At 35.8% G+C, this 20,761-nt stretch carries 33 protein-coding genes; 6 read left to right on the forward strand and 27 right to left on the reverse strand.

Annotated features, from left to right (window positions below; genetic code table 11):
• The 5 genes from AC07XN_RS05895 to AC07XN_RS05915 are packed head-to-tail and all read left to right on the forward strand — an operon-like array spanning nt 1 to nt 3,533.
• A complete protein-coding gene (locus AC07XN_RS05895) occupies nt 1-453 on the forward strand; it encodes a hypothetical protein (protein ID WP_494742360.1) in 453 nt (150 codons plus the stop codon).
• The gene (locus AC07XN_RS05900; protein WP_494742361.1) at nt 453-1,655 is read left to right on the forward strand and encodes a phage portal protein family protein; all 1,203 of its coding nucleotides are present in this window, start codon (nt 453-455) and stop codon (nt 1,653-1,655) included. The genes AC07XN_RS05895 and AC07XN_RS05900 overlap by 1 nt, the downstream gene beginning before the upstream one ends.
• Nucleotides 1,656-1,675: 20 nt before the next feature.
• Complete coding sequence (locus AC07XN_RS05905) at nt 1,676-2,542, forward strand: phage head morphogenesis protein (protein ID WP_494742362.1); 867 nt, start codon at nt 1,676-1,678, stop codon at nt 2,540-2,542.
• Between the two features lie 2 nt (nt 2,543-2,544).
• Nucleotides 2,545-3,099: a phage virion morphogenesis family protein gene (locus tag AC07XN_RS05910; protein WP_494742363.1), complete on the forward strand. Its 555-nt coding sequence runs from the start codon at nt 2,545-2,547 to the stop codon at nt 3,097-3,099.
• Entirely contained in the window at nt 3,099-3,533 is a 435-nt protein-coding gene (locus AC07XN_RS05915; protein ID WP_494742364.1) for a hypothetical protein, read from the forward strand. Before AC07XN_RS05910 ends, AC07XN_RS05915 begins: the two co-directional genes overlap by 1 nt.
• Nucleotides 3,534-3,565: 32 nt before the next feature.
• On the opposite strand, the gene AC07XN_RS05920 is transcribed toward AC07XN_RS05915, so the two are convergent.
• The 26 genes from AC07XN_RS05920 to AC07XN_RS06045 form a co-directional block, all read right to left on the reverse strand.
• Entirely contained in the window at nt 3,566-3,814 is a 249-nt protein-coding gene (locus AC07XN_RS05920) for a hypothetical protein (protein ID WP_494742365.1), read from the reverse strand.
• Between the two features lie 50 nt (nt 3,815-3,864).
• Nucleotides 3,865-4,359, reverse strand: coding sequence for a hypothetical protein (locus tag AC07XN_RS05925; protein WP_494742366.1), 495 nt, complete (start codon nt 4,357-4,359; stop codon nt 3,865-3,867).
• Entirely contained in the window at nt 4,356-6,548 is a 2,193-nt protein-coding gene (locus AC07XN_RS05930; RefSeq protein ID WP_494742367.1) for an SGNH/GDSL hydrolase family protein, read from the reverse strand. The genes AC07XN_RS05925 and AC07XN_RS05930 overlap by 4 nt, the downstream gene beginning before the upstream one ends.
• A gap of 3 nt (nt 6,549-6,551) precedes the next feature.
• Nucleotides 6,552-6,986: a hypothetical protein gene (locus AC07XN_RS05935; RefSeq protein WP_494742368.1), complete on the reverse strand. Its 435-nt coding sequence runs from the start codon at nt 6,984-6,986 to the stop codon at nt 6,552-6,554.
• Between the two features lie 442 nt (nt 6,987-7,428).
• Nucleotides 7,429-7,599, reverse strand: a complete 171-nt coding sequence (locus tag AC07XN_RS05940; RefSeq protein ID WP_494742369.1) for a hypothetical protein — start codon at nt 7,597-7,599, stop codon at nt 7,429-7,431.
• 11 nt (nt 7,600-7,610) lie between these two features.
• Nucleotides 7,611-8,054: a hypothetical protein gene (locus AC07XN_RS05945; protein WP_494742370.1), complete on the reverse strand. Its 444-nt coding sequence runs from the start codon at nt 8,052-8,054 to the stop codon at nt 7,611-7,613.
• Nucleotides 8,041-8,541 carry a helix-turn-helix domain-containing protein gene (locus tag AC07XN_RS05950; RefSeq protein ID WP_494742371.1) on the reverse strand — a complete coding sequence of 167 codons (501 nt, stop codon included), beginning with the start codon at nt 8,539-8,541 and terminating at the stop codon, nt 8,041-8,043. The genes AC07XN_RS05945 and AC07XN_RS05950 overlap by 14 nt, the downstream gene beginning before the upstream one ends.
• A 41-nt stretch (nt 8,542-8,582) precedes the next feature.
• Nucleotides 8,583-8,924, reverse strand: coding sequence for a hypothetical protein (locus tag AC07XN_RS05955; protein ID WP_494742372.1), 342 nt, complete (start codon nt 8,922-8,924; stop codon nt 8,583-8,585).
• A 136-nt stretch (nt 8,925-9,060) separates the two neighbouring features.
• Nucleotides 9,061-9,438: a hypothetical protein gene (locus AC07XN_RS05960; RefSeq protein ID WP_494742373.1), complete on the reverse strand. Its 378-nt coding sequence runs from the start codon at nt 9,436-9,438 to the stop codon at nt 9,061-9,063.
• Between the two features lie 73 nt (nt 9,439-9,511).
• Nucleotides 9,512-9,703 carry a hypothetical protein gene (locus AC07XN_RS05965; RefSeq protein ID WP_494742374.1) on the reverse strand — a complete coding sequence of 64 codons (192 nt, stop codon included), beginning with the start codon at nt 9,701-9,703 and terminating at the stop codon, nt 9,512-9,514.
• A gap of 85 nt (nt 9,704-9,788) precedes the next feature.
• On the reverse strand, nt 9,789-10,253 hold the full coding sequence (locus tag AC07XN_RS05970; protein ID WP_494742375.1) for a hypothetical protein: 465 nt from the start codon (nt 10,251-10,253) through the stop codon (nt 9,789-9,791).
• Nucleotides 10,250-10,618 (reverse strand): hypothetical protein, encoded by a 369-nt coding sequence (locus AC07XN_RS05975; RefSeq protein WP_494742376.1) that lies wholly within the window; start codon nt 10,616-10,618, stop codon nt 10,250-10,252. Before AC07XN_RS05975 ends, AC07XN_RS05970 begins: the two co-directional genes overlap by 4 nt.
• 41 nt (nt 10,619-10,659) lie before the next feature.
• The gene (locus AC07XN_RS05980) at nt 10,660-10,893 is read right to left on the reverse strand and encodes a hypothetical protein (protein ID WP_494742377.1); all 234 of its coding nucleotides are present in this window, start codon (nt 10,891-10,893) and stop codon (nt 10,660-10,662) included.
• A 53-nt stretch (nt 10,894-10,946) separates the two neighbouring features.
• The gene (locus AC07XN_RS05985) at nt 10,947-11,375 is read right to left on the reverse strand and encodes an LvrA C-terminal domain-related protein (protein WP_494742378.1); all 429 of its coding nucleotides are present in this window, start codon (nt 11,373-11,375) and stop codon (nt 10,947-10,949) included.
• Nucleotides 11,372-11,884 carry a host-nuclease inhibitor Gam family protein gene (locus AC07XN_RS05990; protein ID WP_494742379.1) on the reverse strand — a complete coding sequence of 171 codons (513 nt, stop codon included), beginning with the start codon at nt 11,882-11,884 and terminating at the stop codon, nt 11,372-11,374. Before AC07XN_RS05990 ends, AC07XN_RS05985 begins: the two co-directional genes overlap by 4 nt.
• A gap of 203 nt (nt 11,885-12,087) precedes the next feature.
• The gene (locus AC07XN_RS05995; protein WP_494742380.1) at nt 12,088-12,402 is read right to left on the reverse strand and encodes a hypothetical protein; all 315 of its coding nucleotides are present in this window, start codon (nt 12,400-12,402) and stop codon (nt 12,088-12,090) included.
• Nucleotides 12,403-12,616: 214 nt separating this feature from the next.
• Nucleotides 12,617-12,811, reverse strand: coding sequence for a hypothetical protein (locus tag AC07XN_RS06000; RefSeq protein WP_494742381.1), 195 nt, complete (start codon nt 12,809-12,811; stop codon nt 12,617-12,619).
• Nucleotide 12,812: 1 nt separating this feature from the next.
• Complete coding sequence (locus AC07XN_RS06005) at nt 12,813-13,265, reverse strand: hypothetical protein (RefSeq protein ID WP_494742382.1); 453 nt, start codon at nt 13,263-13,265, stop codon at nt 12,813-12,815.
• Nucleotides 13,262-13,585 carry a hypothetical protein gene (locus AC07XN_RS06010; RefSeq protein ID WP_494742383.1) on the reverse strand — a complete coding sequence of 108 codons (324 nt, stop codon included), beginning with the start codon at nt 13,583-13,585 and terminating at the stop codon, nt 13,262-13,264. The genes AC07XN_RS06005 and AC07XN_RS06010 overlap by 4 nt, the downstream gene beginning before the upstream one ends.
• Nucleotides 13,563-13,787 (reverse strand): hypothetical protein, encoded by a 225-nt coding sequence (locus AC07XN_RS06015; protein WP_494742384.1) that lies wholly within the window; start codon nt 13,785-13,787, stop codon nt 13,563-13,565. Before AC07XN_RS06015 ends, AC07XN_RS06010 begins: the two co-directional genes overlap by 23 nt.
• 17 nt (nt 13,788-13,804) lie before the next feature.
• Entirely contained in the window at nt 13,805-14,422 is a 618-nt protein-coding gene (locus AC07XN_RS06020; protein WP_494742385.1) for a hypothetical protein, read from the reverse strand.
• Nucleotides 14,409-15,323 (reverse strand): AAA family ATPase, encoded by a 915-nt coding sequence (locus AC07XN_RS06025; protein ID WP_494742386.1) that lies wholly within the window; start codon nt 15,321-15,323, stop codon nt 14,409-14,411. Before AC07XN_RS06025 ends, AC07XN_RS06020 begins: the two co-directional genes overlap by 14 nt.
• 21 nt (nt 15,324-15,344) lie before the next feature.
• Nucleotides 15,345-15,506: a hypothetical protein gene (locus AC07XN_RS06030; RefSeq protein WP_494742387.1), complete on the reverse strand. Its 162-nt coding sequence runs from the start codon at nt 15,504-15,506 to the stop codon at nt 15,345-15,347.
• A complete protein-coding gene (locus AC07XN_RS06035) occupies nt 15,481-15,633 on the reverse strand; it encodes a hypothetical protein (protein ID WP_494742388.1) in 153 nt (50 codons plus the stop codon). Before AC07XN_RS06035 ends, AC07XN_RS06030 begins: the two co-directional genes overlap by 26 nt.
• Before the next feature lie 127 nt (nt 15,634-15,760).
• A complete protein-coding gene (locus tag AC07XN_RS06040; RefSeq protein ID WP_494742389.1) occupies nt 15,761-17,758 on the reverse strand; it encodes a hypothetical protein in 1,998 nt (665 codons plus the stop codon).
• On the reverse strand, nt 17,710-17,964 hold the full coding sequence (locus AC07XN_RS06045) for a hypothetical protein (RefSeq protein WP_494742390.1): 255 nt from the start codon (nt 17,962-17,964) through the stop codon (nt 17,710-17,712). Before AC07XN_RS06045 ends, AC07XN_RS06040 begins: the two co-directional genes overlap by 49 nt.
• 109 nt (nt 17,965-18,073) lie before the next feature.
• Here AC07XN_RS06045 and AC07XN_RS06050 point away from each other — a divergent pair, with 109 nt between their 5' ends.
• Nucleotides 18,074-18,847: a helix-turn-helix domain-containing protein gene (locus tag AC07XN_RS06050; RefSeq protein ID WP_494742391.1), complete on the forward strand. Its 774-nt coding sequence runs from the start codon at nt 18,074-18,076 to the stop codon at nt 18,845-18,847.
• 893 nt (nt 18,848-19,740) lie between these two features.
• On the opposite strand, the gene AC07XN_RS06055 is transcribed toward AC07XN_RS06050, so the two are convergent.
• A partial coding sequence (locus tag AC07XN_RS06055; RefSeq protein WP_494742392.1) for a 7TM diverse intracellular signaling domain-containing protein occupies nt 19,741-20,761 on the reverse strand: 1,021 nt, incomplete at its 5' end.

Here is a 20,761-nt window from a genome sequence, read left to right on the forward strand (position 1 = left end):
ATGTACTTAACAAGAGAAGAACTCAAAACGGCAAGTTATCAGTACGTAATCGACCAAATAACCGAAAATGATGATTCTATTGTAGAAACAGCAATAGAGGCAGGAATTGAAGAGGTAAGAAGTTTTCTAAGTACTAACGGAAAAAAAGAATGGATTGATGGAAGGGTACGATATGATGTAAATGCTATTTTTTCAGCAGTTGGCTCTGCTAGAAATACGTTTATTTTAGAACATACTAAAAATGTTGCTCTATGGTATATTATTCGTAAAGGCAATGCAGATATTATCTACGAACAAGTAAAAGAGCGTTACGACCGTACAATAAAGTTATTAACTAACATACAAAACGGAACACAAACATTAAGCTCTTTACCAACCCTGCCAGACGAAGAAGAAACGACACAAACTAAGTATTGGCGTTCAGGTAGCAGACAAAAATTTAATTACGAATAATGGCAAATAAAACAGCAAAAAAAGCTACTGCAACACGAGAAAACAGAAGCTTACAATACATACCACGTGCTATTTCTCGCACCCGACAAGATATAAAAGATTATGTCTTTGCTGTCAATATGTGGAAAAACGTACAGATGCCTCGCACCTACAAACTTCAAAATATTTTTGAAATTGTATCAGAGGATGACATGGTACTTTCTCAGTCTCGTAATAGGAAACTAGCAATCTTTAGTAGAAGCTTTGTACTTAAAAATATTAGTAACAAAGAAGAAAACGACGACCTTAAAACAAAACTAATAGATAGTGGTCTTTACAGGCAATTTGCCACAGGCATTCAAGAGGCTGAATACTACGATTACACTTTAGCAGAAATGGATATTAAGCTAAACAAAAGAGGTGAAATAAAGTACAACCTTGTGACACTTGATAGGAAAAATGTAGTACCACAAACAGGCGAATACTTCCCAGACTATAGCATTCCACAAAGTATAAAATACAGAGAACTCCCAGAATTTGAAACTTATATTTTTGAGTTCCGAGGCACTACGCCTTTAGGCTTGCTTAATGCCTGCGCTCCTAAAGCATTAATGAAAAGGTTCTCTACTTCATGTTGGGCGGAGTTCACCGAAATATACGGAACACCACCCCGTGTAATGAAAACCAATACGCAGGACAAATCAGCCCTTGACCGAGCTGAGGACATGATGCGTACGATGGGTTCATCAGCCTACTTTATTATTGACGATGAGGAAACATTTGAGTTTGCTCAGGCGGTTGCGAGCAATGGCGATGTTTACGATAAGCTTATAGCAAAATTAGATAATGCGATGCAAAACATTATCACAGGCGTAATTATCGGACAGGATACAAAGAACGGCTCTAACAGCAAAGAACAGACCTCAAAACTGATTGCAGATAGTTTGATACAAGCAGATTTGGAACAAATACAAATGTATTTTAATCAAACCATTTGCCCAGCTTTATACGAGATAGGATTCTTTGACCAAGAGGTAAGATTTGAATTTCAAAAAACAATAGACCTTGCACAATTATGGGCAATAGTCAAAGACCTACTACCCTATAAAGATTTCACAAATGAATATCTTAAAGACACTTTCGGTGTCGAAGCTCAAGACAAAAAGCAACCTGATAATACAGCAAACACAAAACTTGCGTCGGGTGCCGATTTTTTCGTCTAAGCCCTGCACATAGCAGGGCGATGTTTAAAGGATTGCATCAGCGTTTAGAATACCTATACGCTTGCGATTGTCCAGATTGTCAAACAAAGTATCAAACCTTAGACAAAAAACAGGTTGATAATACTTTATTAGGATTAGCCGAAAAGGCATTTAAGAAAGTTTTCAAGTTGGGTTACGATGCTAAAAAACTGCTAAAGGAAAAGGATTTTAAAAACCTTTTAATTGGCGTTAAAAACAAGTTTAATCTCGCTTTAATTGAGGGAGCAGGCGATAACGAAGTACCGCCCGAAATGTTAAAAGCTCTCAAGCAAGATATATTTGTTTTCTCTGCTCTGAAAACTCATGCACAGCTTACAGAAGCTTCGCAAGCTCTTACAAATGAAGATGGCAAAGTACGCTCATTTCAGGAGTTTGAGCAGGAATATAAGAAGATTAATCAAACGTACAATGTTAATCACTTAGAGGCTGAATATGAGTTCGCAGTGGCATCCGCACAAACGGCAAGCGATTGGGCTGACATCGAAAAAAATAAAGGTCGTTACAATCTTCAATATCGCACAGCAGGCGACGAACGTGTAAGGCAATCACACAGAGCTTTAGATAGTATTACTTTGCCCGCTGATAGTGCTTTTTGGAGCGAATATTATCCGCCAAACGGTTGGCGTTGTCGTTGCAAAGCTATCGAAGTATTAAAAAGCAAATACGAAGTTTCTGACGAAGAAAAAGCCACAAAACTAGCAGAAACAGCAACAACCGAAATCGGAGCAAACGGAGTTAACCGACTAGCAATTTTTCGTTTTAATGCAGGAAAAGACAAAGTGATATTTCCACCAGAACATCCATATCATAAAGTAGAAGGTGCAAAAGAAGTAATTAGCCAACTGTAAAAATGTTAGAAGACTTTTTAAACAACGTCCTAAACGACATCAAAACCGAACTTTTAGAAGAGTTTGATAAAAATTTTGAACGTAAAGGATTTTTTTCTGATAAATGGAAAGATACAAGGCGTAATAATAGACGGGGTTCGCTATTGATACGAACGGGCAAATTACGTAGAAGTATCAAGGCTGTATTAGTAGATAATATCATTCGCTTTTCCAGTTCTACACCTTACGCTCGCATACATAACGAAGGCGGTAAGATTAAAGTGACGGCTAAAATGAAGTCATATTTTTGGTTCTTATACTATCAATCAGCAGGAGGAATACAATTCAGCATCAAAACAAAAGAAGCCCTTAAAACCAAAAAGAATAAGGAATTATCGGATGATGCTGAGTTTTATAAAGCGATGGCTTTGAAGAAAGTAGGTGATACTATTATAATCACAAAACGCCAATTTGTTGGACATCACCCCGACCAAGATAAAATCATAAAAGGTGCAATAGATAGAAATATTGAAGAACTAAACGAAGCAGTCAAAGAACAATTAAAACAAAAGAAATAATGAAACAGCTATTGTTAAACATTCAAAATCATATTGAACAGAACTGTCATTTTGCAAAATTCATTGATTTCGACGAAGGGCAACTAGACTACTACGAACAATATCCGCCCGCCATATTCCCTTGCGTGCTGATAGATTACACATCGGGCGATTTCACTAATACAGCAGGCTATAAACAGCAGGGCGTAGGGCTAATAGTAATAACATTAGCTGATATAAGACTAACAAACAGTTCTGCCAAAGCACCGCAAAATCAGAAAGATTCAGCATTAAAAATATTGGACTTTAAGGAGGAATTACACTGCAAACTACACGGTTGGTCACCTTTTGCAGGACAGGGCAAACTAATACGAACTAACGAGCGGAAACAACAAAGAGACGATAGTGTAAAAGTCTGGAAAATTACGTACTCAATAGCTCTTAATAACGTCTAACAACAAAAAAGGCTCTGATATATTCAGAGCCTTTAAAATAATGCTAATTGTTTCCTATCTACAGTTTCACGATTCTTCTTAGGATTTTTATATCCATTCATAAACCCCTGATAGCTCATAAAATAACCTCGCTGAGGTAAAATTCTTGAAACAAAGAAAGTATCAGGGCGGTCACCGTTCCGCTCTTTCCATTCTTCGTATATCTGCATGATGTACGCTACTTGTTTTTCATGAAATTTCCCTTGATATGCCATATTTTCAAAAGTTAGATATTCTGACAAACAGGACATTAAAGAAAAAAGTTCGGTAATTACTCACCTAACTTTCACTTTTAACTTTTAAATGGCTTAAATACAGTAAAAAAACTAATTATCATAAACAAAATCAGTAATTTTAATCTGTTACTTGATTGCGTTTCAACACTATTTAATTGTGCTTTAATCACGCTTATATCTGTATTTAAACGATTGCTCAATAACTTCAAAGCCTCAACCTTAGCCGTATTCTCAACCTTAAAAGTATCAACCCTAACCCTAGACACTTTTATAATTTTCGAGTCAGGACACTTGACTTTTACCGCCCTTTCAACATATTTTACAAGTGTTGGGCAATCAACACTATCACCTTTTACAATTAAGGTATCATACAGTGTAACTGTACTACCTTGCACATACTTTGTCTGTACTTTAAACTGCTCCGCACACTTATTCGCAAATTCTTCTTTGTGTTCATTATAGAACTGCTCAGCCCTAAAACGTTTCTTTGATTCCGAAACGCACCCGATTAGCGACAATACTAACAGGGTGCAAATGATGTATTTTGTCATACTATTCTTTTTAAGAAATTTGTGTAAGCTTGTATAAGTACTTCAGTCGTTTTACCAGATATATCGCTGTGCGGGTGAATACCATCTGGACAGAAATAACGAAGTCGTGTCATATCTTCATTTAAGTCCTGACCTACTGGAATATAGCCCGCAGTATTCCAAGGTGCTTGAGTCCATTTCACGTGACTGCCTACTACTTTTTCTTGCGAGAACCCTGTATAATTCCACATATCTAACAATGGTATATTATAACGTTCTGCTATTGATTGTTGTGCTAAAGTGACAGCCTTAAATAATGTATTTTCGTAATGTCCTACGATAAAAATCTTAGCGTATGGATTGTAACTAAGAATCAAATCAATTAAATAATTCATTGCACCGATATAAGTTCTGCGGTCGTTTCTGACAGCAGGATTAGCCAGCATTGTAGCGTCTGGTTCATCTATTTTATCATTACGCCCATGGTCGATTGCCCAATAGTCAGGAGCAGGAAGTCGACCATCTAAATAGGGTAAAACCCTATTTTCAAAGCTACAAGAAATGATAAAATCTTTTTCAGCTTGCGTTAAAGTAGCAGGCTTACCACCCAAAACGGCGGTAGGGAAATCGTTAATAAACTGTAACTTCTCTGCGTTTGTAGCCATCAAACAATAACCAACATTAGCGTAAGCCAACCCATTAGTAGTTCCATCAGCTCGTGAAATTCGCATCATTGATGAGCCAACTGACAAGTTGATACCTAAGCCTCCAAGTCGTTGCGGTGACATTGTTGGGTATAGTCCACCAAAAGGAATAGACGTTCCAACATGCACTATTTTTTTATCTTTTAAAGGCTTTGAAGCGTCCTCTAAAGTCTTAATTCTATCCTGCTCCGTTACTAGTTGTTCTGTCGATACCGCTTTGGTAAAGACTGTATATTTTGTAAGACTATAGCTATTCGCTATAAGCCCAGATAAGTACATTTTTGTAGCTGTAGGTGGAATAGTAAGCTTATAATCTACAATAAAATCTACATTGCCGTCTCTACCTTGTAACTCTGTTCCTACGACTTGATTACTAGAATTACGATATATAACTCCCCACATAGCCGAACCACCTACAGAAGTATTAACTTTTAATATATCAGAAGGTGAAATATTAAACTCCCTATACTTTCTACTTGGAGTTGTTTCTGTTTGAATAACCCCGTTTACCCATGGATATTTTCCTATTTCTTCAATTGTAGGAATTTGTACTATATTACTAGATAATACATTACCAAGATAAGAGAACATATTTTGTCTTTTTTTCAAAATAACTCCTCCAGATGCCACAAATCCGTTTACTTTATAATATGCACAATTGTTCGGAAACAATACTTTCAAGTCTGTAAAGGGAATATTTACGCCCGTATTATCCCCTTGATACTGTGATGAAATAACATTATTATTATTGTCGTAGAAAAACAAAAGTTTCATTGCTGACCCTCCAATTGTTGACGTAATATAATGTTCTGCACCGTCGTTGATTATTGTCGCATAGCATCTAATATCCGAGATACTTTCGCCTGTTCCTGCGAAGTTGATATACTTACCATTTGTAAGCGTCAGCGGATAATTGATAAGCTGAACAATAGTACTTACCGAGCTTTTTTCTACATCTGTATATACCTTATTCGTAACCCCGTCTGTGATAGTATCCGCCGACTGTGTTCCTGTGTGTGTCGCTCTATCTCTAAGACTAGCATTAGAGTCGTTAACAGTCGCACCAGTCGCAATGCTTGCAAGCTTATTTTTTTCTGTCGTGGTATAGTTGTTATCAATCCCAATATCCTGCATGTTTAAATTAATATCACCTATATGACCATTAACGCTTAAAACAGGTGATGCGGGCGTTAAGATTTTTTGCCAGCTTGATAGTTGCGTAGGATTATCACCGACTATAAAATAAGCAGAACTCGTATCTGAACGTGTACACCAATCACCCTTTTGCCCCGTAAGGGCTAACATTGCAGATTGATTTGCGACAGTTCCTAAAAATTCTACTAGAGCAACAGCAGGTAATTGAGATGTCGGAATTTTACCCCCAACCAAATCAGCTTTTGAAGTAATTTGACCTACTAACCCTTTATCGAAATCAGTATAATCATTTTTAGACAAACCCCTATTGCCTATATCTTTGCCTCTAATCTTCGAGCTTAAATCCTTCATATATTATAATGTAAATATTTCCTCTATAACACCATTAATCCCCAAATACCAAGCACTTTCTCCGTCATTACTAGAATCAGTATCAACCCTAATTAAACGGGGCTGATTACTATCGCTTATATCTTCAAGGTTTTGCACTTGCTCAAACTTATTGTAAGAGACAACAAAATTCACGTTCTCAACACCTCCCTTTAATTCGTATAAATCGCCAGTCTCTAAGACCTTCACAAGCATACCCTCAACACGTTCGTTAAAAGGCATATCAAACATTGCCTGTACTGTTCCCATAATACGATAAGGCGAAGACTTTGCAACCCATTCCGATTCTGTTCCTACAAAACCGTTCCGTTTAGCTACTTCATAAGCCGAAAGCCCTTCACTACCTTTTGCACCTAAAAAGCTTGTATTTTCCCCAAAATTCCGAACAACTATTTTCATATAATTACCGATTAGTTATATTTGTGATTATTTCAAACCCGCCTTGCATAAGTGTTTCTACATGCTCCGTGTCCACATCCCACACTAACAAATCGTACTGATATTGACGCAGTGGAATATCCATTTCGTTAGCAGGCTTATAAAGCCTCACCTCCACATTTCCGCCGACCAGTGACGTCGTAATTGAGCCGTCCAATGTGCTAAATGTTAGCACTACATTAGTCATGCTCCTAAGCCTAACCTCCATTTTCATTTGTTTGTCTAGCAAAGACAAATCCGTAAAAACGAACGTTATTTCAAACATATTCTTGATTCTTACCTTATAAAAATCGACCTCATTTGTGTGTATCATAGCAGAAAATAAAAAAGGGAATGGTCAAAATTAGACCATTCCCTTTTGCAAAACTAAAAGCTTAATATAGTTTGATAGGCTAGTTTTTAACTATAAAAATACCCCTGTTACTATGCCCTCACTATCAATACTAACCTCATCATTTTCAATGTCCTTAACATACCCAATTACCTTTTCACCGCTATGTTCTACAACCCATTGTTTACCATCAATCGTTTTAAGTATTAGTAAACCTTTTTCAATCGCTTCTTTAATTTTCATCTTGTTAATAGTTACATTATTTTTTTTATCTCAATCTCAAATAAATTTTCATTTCTAAAAAAATCACTTTCTACATCAATAGAAATGCTCATACCAAACATATCAAAAATAATAGGTTTAAAATAACCTGATATATCCCTTTTCTTCATCCATATTCTTTCCTTTTTAATCTTATCAATTTCTCCAATAAGCAAGCCTAATTCTTCCTCTGTACACAATAATTCTTTACTTGGAAATTTAATTCCCCTTTGCTCAGTTCTAATATTATATATAACTAACAATTCAGAAATTTCACCAGAAAAAGTAGGATAAAGAGCTTTTTCTTTTAAAATACGATAAGTTCTTAAAATTGGAAATACTAAAACATTATATACTCTTGTACTACAACGTTGAGTAAAAAGCAACAATTCTACTAATTCGCTATATCTTATTTTCAAATTTTTACTTGCTTTCATATTGCTCTAGTTTTTGCTTTAGTTTCTCAGATAAGAAAAAATAATAAAACATTGATTTTGTAGACCTTGAAAGTTCTCTTTTTCCAGATAAAAACTGACTCAACGTACTTCTATCTATCCCTAAAAGCTTTTCTAAATCGGTAGCTTTCAATTTTAAATTAGCCATCTGGTCTTTAATCCATTGCATTGTTACCACATCCGCAGGGGCAACAAAATAAGGCTTTGCCCCAACCTTCAAACGCCTCCCATACAGAAACGGAGCAAAAACCTCTTTCCCTATCTCTTTCAATCGCTCAGCACTCGCATAATTTTCGCTTAAATGATTTAATTGTACTACCTGTACTACTACATCATTTTCATTGCTAGAGATAATCTCAAACGAAATATTACTATAACGCTGATGTGCTAATGCTTTTTGCTCAATCGCTTTTTTTTGTGAATCGCTTAAATAGCTTAAACGAGACAAATTTGTTACAATGTTTTCCATTATCGTATCATGTTAAAGGGTGGGGCTTTCGCCCCATCCTATTAAATTAACTCTTTGTAAGTGTTAGTGTGAATTTGATAGATGCCTATTTGCTCATTTTCAATTCCGAGCCTTACCGCTTCGTTTTCATCTTCGATTATCAATACAGCATCAAAATAAAATTTATCGCCATATTTCCAACCTCCAACCACTCCACTTGTTTTTTCGAGAGCTATCTCAATCACTTTACTAGCTCCCTCTTTACCGAAAGAATCTTGTGTTTCTTTCAAAGCGACCGCCCAACCTCTTTTAACAGGTTGAAAGTCAGTCAAACTAATCGTGAACCCTTTAGGGTTGGCAGATGCTACTTTCAGTAGCTTTTCTGCAAGTTGCTTGTTTGTCATATTGTAAAAGAACGTTTTTGTTTTACACTTCGAAGATAATACATTGTTTGCACTATGCAAACTTTTTAAGCAATTATTTTCAATAAAAGACAAAAAAAATCCCCTCTCAGAAGGAGAGGGGTAAGGGGTGAGGTTATTACATCTTTTTCATCTCTAAAAGATAGTCTTTTTTACTTCTATCTTTTTCGACAATCACGTTAAAGTTATCCAATGCAAAAGAAAATATTTCCGCTTGCTGTCGAGAATAGCTCTCTACTATTTCAATAATAATTTGCAACATAGCGGATGAAAACAAATATTTATCTTTATACTTAATATCCCAATGATTTTTTTTCCACATCATTCTTTGTGCAAAAAGAAAATCATCTTCTATTTTAGAAGTAGGAAACAAGTTATGGTTAATAAGAATTTTAGGAAAATCAATCGGAAATACAATATCGTAAATTTTCGTATCATCATTTGCATTTTCAATAAGATTATTCAATTCTAAAAGCCTTTTATAGTATATTTCCATTGTTCTAGTTTTTTGGTTAAAGTTAAAAAATAGCCATCAACATGACGGCTATTTAATACTACTAAATTTTTAATCAATCAACCCAATCACCATTCACACGAACAATTTTACTACGCTGAATATCTGTTTTTTCTTCTTCAAACTTCTCTACCCAGTGTATTCTACCTACTTGCACTTTTGACATTATTGAACCGTCACGCCTTCGCTCATAAGATAGTACTTCTTCATCTTCTGTGTACCACTGCTCCGAATCACTAAGTAACATATCTTGTATTTGCAATTCTCGTAACTCCTTTGATTGTTCAGCTATTGACAATCTCAATTGCTGTATTTTTTCTCTAATTTCCTTTCTAGTATTCATAATATTTACTCAAAAACTGATTTATTGCTTTTACAACTGCCTCTTTTTTAGTTTCTTGTTTTTCAAGGTCACTACGATACGATACAACGTAAGTATTGTTTATAAGACACTCTAAGTTGTTTTTCATAATACCAATAGAATACCATTTAAGTACAACACCAGACGGTGGATGAAAGCACATTATATTAAAAAGGTAACCCAAGTCCTCAATTTTATCTATCACCTGCATTATCATATTCCAGTCAGAATAAAATTTTCTCCATCCTACCTTTAACTCAAGCTCTAAAACATGATTATATGTTTGTTCTTTAGTTTCTTTAAATCCACATGGATAAGATGCCATCAATACATTTTGAGGGTTTCTTAATTCAATTCTTTCGTTATTCTCTACAATTGAATATCCTACAAAAAACGCACACATTTTATTGTATTTTTTAATTTCCTCATTTGTCATTTTCTTCGTTTTAAATTATTAAAATCAATTTTACATTTATCCGTACAAAACCGTTTAATTTTCCGTGTCGTTTCAAACCGTTTCATACAAAATTCACAAACCTTTTCCGTTCCCGTTTCAGTCGAAAATACGCCCATATTCCGTGTATTGGCTTTTTTTACCGTTTCTACTATATCCGTTTCCGCTATCGTATCAATCTGTTTAATCGGTTTGGAAACGGGCTTTAATTCCGTTTCCAAATCCGTGTATTTAATCCATCGTCCCGTCTGCTCCCAGTGTTCAAAACTATAACCAAACCCATCAGAAGCATATCTCAAATTTTTTAGACAAATATCCCGAACCCGTTGAGAGTAGTAATTTTCCATTTCACTAGCAAGGGATATAAGTTTTTGTAGTTCAACACTCATCATAAGTAGTGCGTTGAAATCCACAAACTAAGCATAGACCCTATAGAGCTTCCAGTAGCATACATTAGCCTTTCTCCCCAAGTGCCTATCGAAATTTTCTTAACATTCAAGCACCAAACAATTGCAATCACAAAGCCAACTAAACCAACGCCAATTATATTTTTTTTAAGCACAAAATAAGTGCTAAGGATAACAAAGAAAACCTGTAAAAAACCTGTTATGAATATTCTCATTTTATTGCTTTTTTTCTTGTGTCTTAAATCTTACATCTTAAAGTCTAAACAAATCAATTATTCCATAATTCCGCATTCAAATAAGTTTCTGCATGCTTTTTACCAGTCCCTTGTTTCATCACTAAGAAATCATACTTAGCAATAAAATTATACGCCTTAATCCGCTCCGTATCGCTCATTTTTTCCCACTTCGCTAAAGACTTTTTCTTATGTGACAATGTAGTATGATTATACTTTTTCCAAAACATGTCAAAAGTTACATTCTCTACTATTTCTGTCAATTGCCTATTCTCTTTGTCTTTTTCAATAAGCAATTTAACAGACTCTAAAGTAAGCGGGATATGTCTTAAAAAAGTAGCGTGTTGGTCGGTTGTCAACTCTGTTTGTGATAAGTCTAAGAAGACTAAACCATCATTAATTTCGGAGAAGCCTAAAACAACTTCTCCGATAATGTGTTTTGAGGTGTAAGTGAATTTCCTCATTGTACCACCTCCTTTTTCAAATCAATATAAAACGCCTCATCTTGCACAATCTGCACACCCATCTTTTTAAAATCTTCCTCCTTAAAATTATCCCTATTCGCTAAAATTAAATCTTTGCAAGGTTCTTCACTTATACGGACATAGTCAGGATAAAACTCTTTTAAAAGGTTGGTAATACTAGCCCACGTAAACCCCTTCAAATTTTTCAATTTTGGTGTTCCAGTTCTAAAACCGACTACACCGTGAAGGCTTTCAAAACTCTTTTTCTTGCCAAATATTTGAGGATTCTCAGAGCAGTAAACTTGAACAACTTCAAAAGCAGCTTCTTTCTGCTCTTTTATCTCGTTTAACTCATCCTCTGCTTCACGCCTAATCTTTGCGACTTTCTCATCAATTTTTGCAAGTATGGATACTTGTCTAGCATCCAACACTGCATAAGACTGAAACGAATCATTAAACGCTGATTCTGTCACGTTTTTTACTACAATTTTCTTTACTTTATTAGCCATCTTATTAATTGTTTTAAAGCTTTGTAAACGTCCCAAATTTTAACATTTCTAACCATTTGGGATAATCTATTAAAAAGGGAGTTGAGGGCTTTAAATCCGAGTTCGTGCAACTAGCATAACACACCCGTGTTTTACTTTTCTTGTCCTCCGAGAAACTAATCTCATATATCGTCCCATCGTTATTCAGATACCGCTCCGCCATTTCAATTCATTTCAGGAGGTAGTACTTGCCATTGTTCATTTTTTAGATTTGCTAATGCTATCTTCGCACGCTCCAACGCTTCATCATGCGTCAACGGCTTCGGATAAGCCTTTTCAATCCCACAAACAGCAAAACCGATATGATATAAGGCTAACGATTCCTTATATTCGACCATATAAAGAGACTCATCCCTAACCGTATTCACGTAAGTTACTTCGCATCGAAAATCAGAATTGTTTTTCAAGAAATTCTCAATAATCTCTTTTACCTTATTTGCCCCGATGTGGCTAGGCATTGCAATATCTATTTTGTTCATTTTGCTTTAGTTTCTAGTAGCGTTTATAATGTCATTCAAAACCTTATCGTTTTGCAACTCCTTAGCCAATTCTTTGTACTCACCCTGAATACAATCAACACACATCCAACCTGCATCATTTTGACCCTTAGGCTTAGTTCTATGAACTACCCTTTTTTCCTTCAAACACTTAGTACATTTCATTTTTTTAGTTAAAGTTTAAAAAATCACTAACTCACTCAATCACAATTGTAAAATATGCACCATTCCATGAAACTGGATATTTCAGACGGTCGAACGGTGTCAATAACCTACTGCCTACAATCTCAAATTCTTCATTATCCTTTAAGCCCTCGAAATAGTCCGCCATGCTTTCCATTTTCCGCCTTCTAATCTCGTCCGCATTATCCTGTCCCGCTCGTTTAGGCATTTTAATTTCCATCCTTCGCCACCCCCTTTCTAATCGCCTTAGCCTTATCCGTTAATACCTTATCAGATGCCAGCTTAATTTTATACAATTCAACCCCAGAGAAGTCGTTTAAAGGCTTTTTAAATGACTTTAAAACCCAGCTTAAACAATTCTTAACCGCTTGTGATTTTTGCTCCTTAGTCTCAGCGTTTTCGACTTTGTACCAGTTAGAAATTATCAACTTGCGTAACCTATCATTTTTCTCAGCATCCCCACCCGCAAACAAAGCCTTCGCCTTTTCCTGCGTTATTTGCTTGTTTAAGCTATTAATTAGTTGCCGTGCTTCATAATCATACATTTCGCTAGATTTAACCGTCCTATTGTCCGTAAATGAAGCGATTAAAGCTTCTTTCTGCTCCATCACGCCCGCTTGATTCAGTACTGCGTGTAATTGCCTATTTAGTTGTCCTGTCATTTTTTGTAGATTAAGTGTTGATTAATGCAATCAAATAAAGCTCTATCGAATAGCATTGCATTTTTAAAGTTCTCATAGTGTCCCTGATTTTGAACTGCGTGTAAAAATCGGTCTTTAAGTATTATATCATCCCTCACAAAGTGCATCGTCCATAAATCCCAAAAATTAGATTTCTCTGCAATTTTTAGCCACTCATCAGGATACCACTTTTCGAGGAATGCCACCCCGACATTAAATAACATTTCGTTCCATTCTTCCCAACTTATTTCAAGTAAGTGACGGATATACTTACTATCTTCAATCTCCAATGTTGCTTTCATGTGCGATTAGTGTTTTAGATATTTCACGTCTGTTCCCTCTGTACTGTATTCCAAGACAATCACATATTTCCATCGCCCTAGACATCGCATCTGTAGAATCATCTTCGATAACCTCTCCTACAATTTCCCTTTCTGTTCCTTCAATTTTGAAGTCAACAATAGCCTCAATAGCCTGTAATGTTCTTTGTGTTGCTAATTCCATTTTTCTATGTTTAATGATTAATTTGTTCCATGATAAAGACTTGCTTTTGCTTCATCCACGTACAGCGAACCGCCTTCGCATCGCCCAGAAATGTCTGCCCTAAGCCCTACGACTCTTACTATTATTTCAGCCAACTTTTTTGCTAATACCGCTACAGCGAGATAAGGTTCTTTCTTTTTTTCGTGAGCAATCAAAATAAACAATACATTCGGAAAGTCTCTTTTCAGTCTTTGCAATTCTGCTTGTGTCAGTTCGTCCGAGTACACCGTTGCATTATCCAAAAAAAGTATTTTTGCAGAGCCTCGTTTTTGCAGATAACTTCTAATTTCGCTTAGCTGAACATATTCGGTAAACTTCACATTTGTACCTCTCTGATACCCCGCCCGCTTCACAGAAGCCGTAAAGCCTTTTCCTATGCCTTCTTCTCCACTCACATACAAAACTTTCTCACCTAACGCATCCCCGAAATACTTCGCAAGCAATAGCGAAAACCATGTCTTTCCGTTTTTTTCATCGCCGTAAACTATCCAAATTCCGCCCCTCGCAGGATTGCCCATCACTTCAAAAAATACGCCGTCAAACTTAAATTCATCATGCTCAGCGTTGAGCATATTCGCCATGTTAACTATCCTCATTTTGTTCCTTCATTTTCTCAATTATTAACAGAGACTCCGCCCGTCTTAACCCGCCAATTTGCCCCGATGCGTCACGAATAAGGCACTTTTTTACAATCTCATTCAGTTGCTTCTCTTTCACACCGTTCGCCTCTAACACATCAGAAATAAGACTCTTATAGAAATCAATTTTGTCATCTTGTCCAGTCGGTACAGTAGTAGTATAGCGTTCTGAAAACCGAGAGAACAACTCTCTATATCCTACTTTCTTACTCCGAATACCTCTGTCTATTTTCTCACGAAGCCCATCTGCACCCATCATATACCATCCGCAAGCGTTTTCCGTAGCATTCCAAAACTCCTTAATTTCCAAGAACGCCGAATATTCCAAGTCACCAGCTTCATCAATGATAATGACGGGGTTTGTGAGTTGCTTTAAGTAGTACTTAATATTCGCTTTCGTCTCTGCATACTTACCAAAATCAACCCCGATGCTTTTCGCCAATAGCTTAATAAAAAGTTGCTTAGTCTTAGCTTGCGAAGCATCCACATAGAAGCAATTTTTAACCGTCCTAGCCAAATACTTAGCCGTGAACGTCTTACCTATCCCGCAATCATCTACACAGATTTTCGACTTACCGTATGTTTTACAGAATAAAACATCCTGTTCAATAATTTTAAAAACATCCGTTTTCGCTACATTCCACTTGCGTTCTGTCAAACTAACATTCAACTCCCGCCCGATATTTAGCCATTGCGAATTGCTCAATATCTTTTCCGTTTCGCCTTTTTTCAGCCTATTAAACACGGCTGAATTAATACCCCACTGTTTAGAGAAAGCCGAATCCGCCCCCTCAAAATTGTCTCTCAATGCAAGCAATTCTTGCACTATCTTCTCTTTAAGTTCTGTTGTAATTTGCATGTTGGTTAGGTGTTTAGGGGGTTATTTTTCGTCAACAAAAAGGAAATCAAGCGTTTTATCTTCTACGTCGTACAGTTTGATAATCTCTACAGTACTATTACCCAGTTCGCCCAACATTGGCATATACTTCTCAAATGCGAGCTTATATTCTTCGTCGTTACTTACTTCTATCGTTATGCTCATCGTTGTGAAGGTTTTTAATTTTGTTAACTGACCAAACTATTAATATCACTTCTATGGTTAGCCCAGCCAGACAGGCAAGGGCTTTAATTGTAGCATCATTCATTTTCATCCATAATTTTAAGTCCATAAAATATTACTATTAATCCTAGTGCTATTTCTGCCAATAAGGCAATAGCATTTATTACATATTCGGTTACCATAATAAGAAGGGGTTTTAAATAATCACTAAATCACAACTCACTAAATCACAACTATCACCATCTATCAGCAATGTCCAATACTCTACGAGCCGACCTTTTCACTGTAAATGTTTCCTCATCATCCAAAGCAGGCAATATTTCAACCGCCTGACGTTCAACTTTTACAGCATTATTCAATACCGTAACTTTCTCAACCGCCTTGCTTTGTCTAGTTCCGAAACTCGTAACAGTGCTAACGTAAGATGAAATCATCTGATAGTTTCTTTCACATTCCTCTGTTCGTTCTATCAATGCACGTTTATATGTAGGTTTCTTTATCAAGTCGCATACATATCTACCATCCAAATAAGCAACAGCCTTGCTAACATTACCCTCATTATCATCTAGCCAATATGCTGTAATTTCCTGTCCTTCAACTTTCTTCATCAGGTTAATCAAATCATTACCCAATGCTAATTTTTGATTCACAGCCAAACAAAACTCCATCTTATTCAACCTTACAAAACCAGTATTACAGCTTGTTTTAGTCGCATATCCTACGTTTGGCAATAACACATTCCAGTTTAGCGGTAATGTCCCAGTCGGATGTTGTTTCTCCATAAATACTTGCCATCGTGTCATCCCTTTGATTTTTGGATGTTCTGAGTTATTCCATCGTCTTATAGAAGCCTCTACCTGTTCAATAATCCACCCATAAGGCATTTTCTTATTTTCTAGCTCTTTAGTCTGATAAGCTTCATTTTTAGCATTAGGGCGTTTGGTATGATTTTCAATATCCTTTTCATAGTCCTCGCCGTAACGTATTCGCCGAAAAATGTTTTCGATATACTTACCAGTTGCGTTATTCTTCTCAATACGCACATGATTAAACAAAACGCCTTCTTTCAAAACTGTATCCTTTAAATGCGTATTCAAAGACGATTCGCATTCTAATTCAGCCGACATATTCAAGTTTAGCTCATCATAATTACGCACTAATTGTCTGTAAAACTCATAGATAATTCCCTCTTTCGTTTTACCATGTACCCAACACGTAATAGCTTCACTACAAACATCCGCACCAACATAAAACCAGACTCTTTTTCCATTTTCAAGCGATAGAAACGGAGGATTCCTATCATCAATACTTAACAAGCTACCAGCCCAATCCACGCCCTCAGTACTATGTGTAGGTTTAAACTTATTCATATACACTTGCCTGTTTCCGCTTCTTAGTTTCCATGTTCCAATTCTATTCTCCCACTTGCCTAAATAGTTCTGTATAGTACTTTCCGAAATAGCAGGAAACTCACTAGAATTATACACCTCACCAGTACTATTATTAACCACGTCTATTTGTCCAGACAAAAAAGCGTTATACTGTCTTGTAATGTGCGTAGGCGTAGGCTTTACACTAACCCCTGCATACATCGCATTTAATAACATCACCACATCGTCCGTCACCTTCAAAGCATTCTTAATACCATGCTTTTTGCTGATTAGTGCTTGATAGCCCTCTTTCTCAAACTTCTTATAAGCCTCACAGAATCGACGCTCGTTTTGTGGCAAAGTATGCTGACATCCGTGCTTTTCTTCTAAGACTTTTTGAAAGTGTATCGCATCACCCCAAATAGTTTTCATAACTCCCAGTAGCGTACCTCTTTTCGTCCTTCTTTCTCGTTCCCTAGCTTCTCTAAGATTAATACAAGCCTTCAAAACCGACGCATTCACCGTATAACTTTCAATGTGTTCGATACTCAGCCCACCGCCATCAGGAAAACGAAAAGCAGTATAGAATTGCAGAGCCTCAGAAGACTTGATATAGAACTTATCAAGCCAGTTGTTCAAATAAACCTTGCGTGGGTCACCTAGAGCATTCTGTATTTCCAAAGCGAGCGAATCAAAGTCTATCAATAACATTCTACCATTTCCAGCCCTCTGCAACCGCTTAATACCATAAGGTTTGTCTTTGTAGCGGTCAAGAGTAATAGCTAAATGATGTTCCGAATTGAAAAAATTTGGTATCAATTCATTTTTTGTAACTGCAAGTTTTCCGCTCCATTCGTGTGGCATATTCCTTCTATTTTTTTAGGGTCTAAATCATTAACTAAATCTTCTACTTCCTGCTTTCGTATTTTAATTAGTCCTACTAACGCATCCTCAACTCTTTTACTTTTTCTTTCACCCCTAGCAACCATGCTAACATGATTTTGTGAGAGATTTAGCTTAATTGCTAACATCTTCAAGTCACCGTTTAATAAATATTCTTTTCCAGTCATAGTATTATTGCGTATTATTGCGAATGATTTGATATTACAATGCAAATATTACGCATTTTGCGTAGAAAAGCAACATTATTTCTAAACTTTTTTATAAATTCTCCTCAAAATGAGTATAAATATAGATAAATCATTGATTCTCAATAAGATAAAAGAGTACTATGATTTTAAAACAGATACGCAATTTGCAAAGTTTCTTGAAATTGCACCAACTACCTTGTCATCATGGCATAAAAGGAACACTTTTGACCATGATTTAGTGTATGCAAAATGCGTAGAAATCAATCCAGACTTTATACTATCAGGAGAAGGAGATATTAAAAGAAGAAAATTGTATGATGAAGCCGAATACCTTGGGGAAATAAGAAGTTTTGAAGAAAATGAATTAGTCTATCAGATAGGTCAAAACCAATTCATCGACATGGGCAATGGCAGAATGCAAATGTTTGTCCCTCTTGTTGAGCAATACGCCTATGCAGGCTATTTATCAGGATTTTCCGACCCAGCATATATAGAAGAATTACCGAAAATATCAATAATAGTAGAAAAACACCATTTGGGAACATACAGAAGTTTTACAGTAAAAGGCGATAGCATGAACGACCACTCAAAATATGCTATTTATGAAGATGACATAGCCGTAGGCAGAAAAGTAGAAAAACAGTACTGGACATCAAAGTTACATATTAACAAATGGCAAAACTTTGCCATTGTTCACGAAGATGGCATAATCATCAAACACATATCTGAACACGATGTAGAGCGAGGTATTATCACCTGCGTTTCACTCAACCCAGACAAAGAGTTCTACCCAACCCGAAAAATATACCTTAAAGACGTTTACGAACTTTACAATATTATTCAAGTAGTTAGAAACTTTTAAACATTTATATCTATGTCACAGGTTACTTTTTTCCGTTTATTTATAGCAGTATTTTGTATTCTTTTTGGTTGTATGAACTTCCAAAGTCCTTTCTACCTTTCAAGCTTTACATTCTTCTTTTTGGCTTTATATTTAATACCTATTACACATGATTTTTTAATGAGAATAGTAAATTTAAAGTTATCCTCGTATATAAAAGTCATAATTGCAATAGCATTATTCTATTTAGCAACCTCAGTTTTTGAAAACATTAACAACGAATCTAAAGAAACGCTTCATAATAGAGTGTACGGTATTAATCAATGATAATCTAGTAAAACACACCTCTTTTTATTCAAACAGGTCAAAAACACTCATAAATCGCAATAAATCAACCATTTAACGTTAAATGTTTCACGGTTTTGTTAAATTAAGGGGGGTGTTTCACGCTAAAATTGTGCAATAATAGCCTTATTTTGTATTGTTAGGGGGGTACTACAGCCTATTAAAATACATACTCTTGTGTATGCAACTGTATATCCAACTGTGTACGCAACCCCAAAAAGTACAGACAAACGGGTGTTTTTCTCTGTTTTTCGGGTGTTTTGTACCAACAATTAAACAGCGTTTAAGAGAGCTTTAAATGTCATTTAATACCAATATGCCATACAAGCAAAAAACGCTTAAAACAGCCCATTTAAAGCCATTTTAAGCGTTTTTAAAGCATTTACCAAGGGGTAATGGTAGTATCAGCACAATAACAAAAGCAAAGCAAATCAAAAACTAACCCATAATAGTACACTATGGTACTATTGTACATTTCATTTTGTGTGCCTATTCAAACCAGTTATCCACATAACTACCTGTAAATCAGTCCTTTTTTAGTCAATTTTAGGCTTTTTTCTCTTATACTCTTATGTACATTTCTTTCTACCCCCCTTATAATCTTTGGTTTCGTCGGGATATAAGTCTTTAAGAAATAATGTAAAAATAAAAATGCAGAAGAATATCGCAAAATATTCAACATGGATTGAAAAATACCAATTTAAATTAGGCAGGATATGATGCAAATAATATTGCTTATCAACACCAACGATTCTATAAATAAAAAATAAGCAAAAGAGGGCAAAATAAAGAATTTCGCGGTCGCGTTGCCCCATGAAGTAAAGTCCAAAAAAGAATAGACTACCCATAAACAATACGCCTGCGAGTAACAAATCAGAGGCAATTTCTCTTTCTCTTTGCTCATGCATTATTTCGGAATCACCCAACACAATCATTTGAGAAATTCCACCCTTGTAATGTTCGAAATTAGCAATCTGTAAGACTAACTTCAACGTATCCGTTGTGGCATAGTAATTCCTAAGGATGGGCAACCATTGCGGTTTATACTGTTCTTTATTTTTAGCAACTACTCCATTAACAGCAAATAGTTCTCCGTTCACCCAAAAGTTAAAAGTACAGTAAGTAGCAGGCAGAAAGAAGGCTAAAGAAGGATTTCTCCTGTGGTCAATCACCAAATCTAATGAATACGTAGCCACCCCAAAAGCTTTATAAGGCATATTTAATTGCTCATGCTTATTCCAAACTTTGGTTAAATCGGTATAATAACTTGGTTTAGGCTTAGTAGCGAGCATCTGAGGAGTTAATAGTTGGTTCCAATAAAATGCCCAAGGACCTCTTAACTCTGTATTATCTTTTTTAAAGTTATGTTGTCTTAAATCCAAAATCCCGTTATTAGCATGATATTCCGTTGCCAATAAAGGTGAAGTGATGAAAGATAGGAAGAAAGTAGTAAAAGCAAGGAGGCTATATTTCACATTATATTTCTCAAAAACAAAATAATACATTTGTTGATTCATGCTTTTATTTTGTTTTTGCAAGTACTGATAATTTTGAATTTCTAAAAAGAAGTTTTTCATCAGAATACTTGAT

The organism is Arcicella sp. GW458-12-2-14-TSB2, assembly GCF_059423785.1.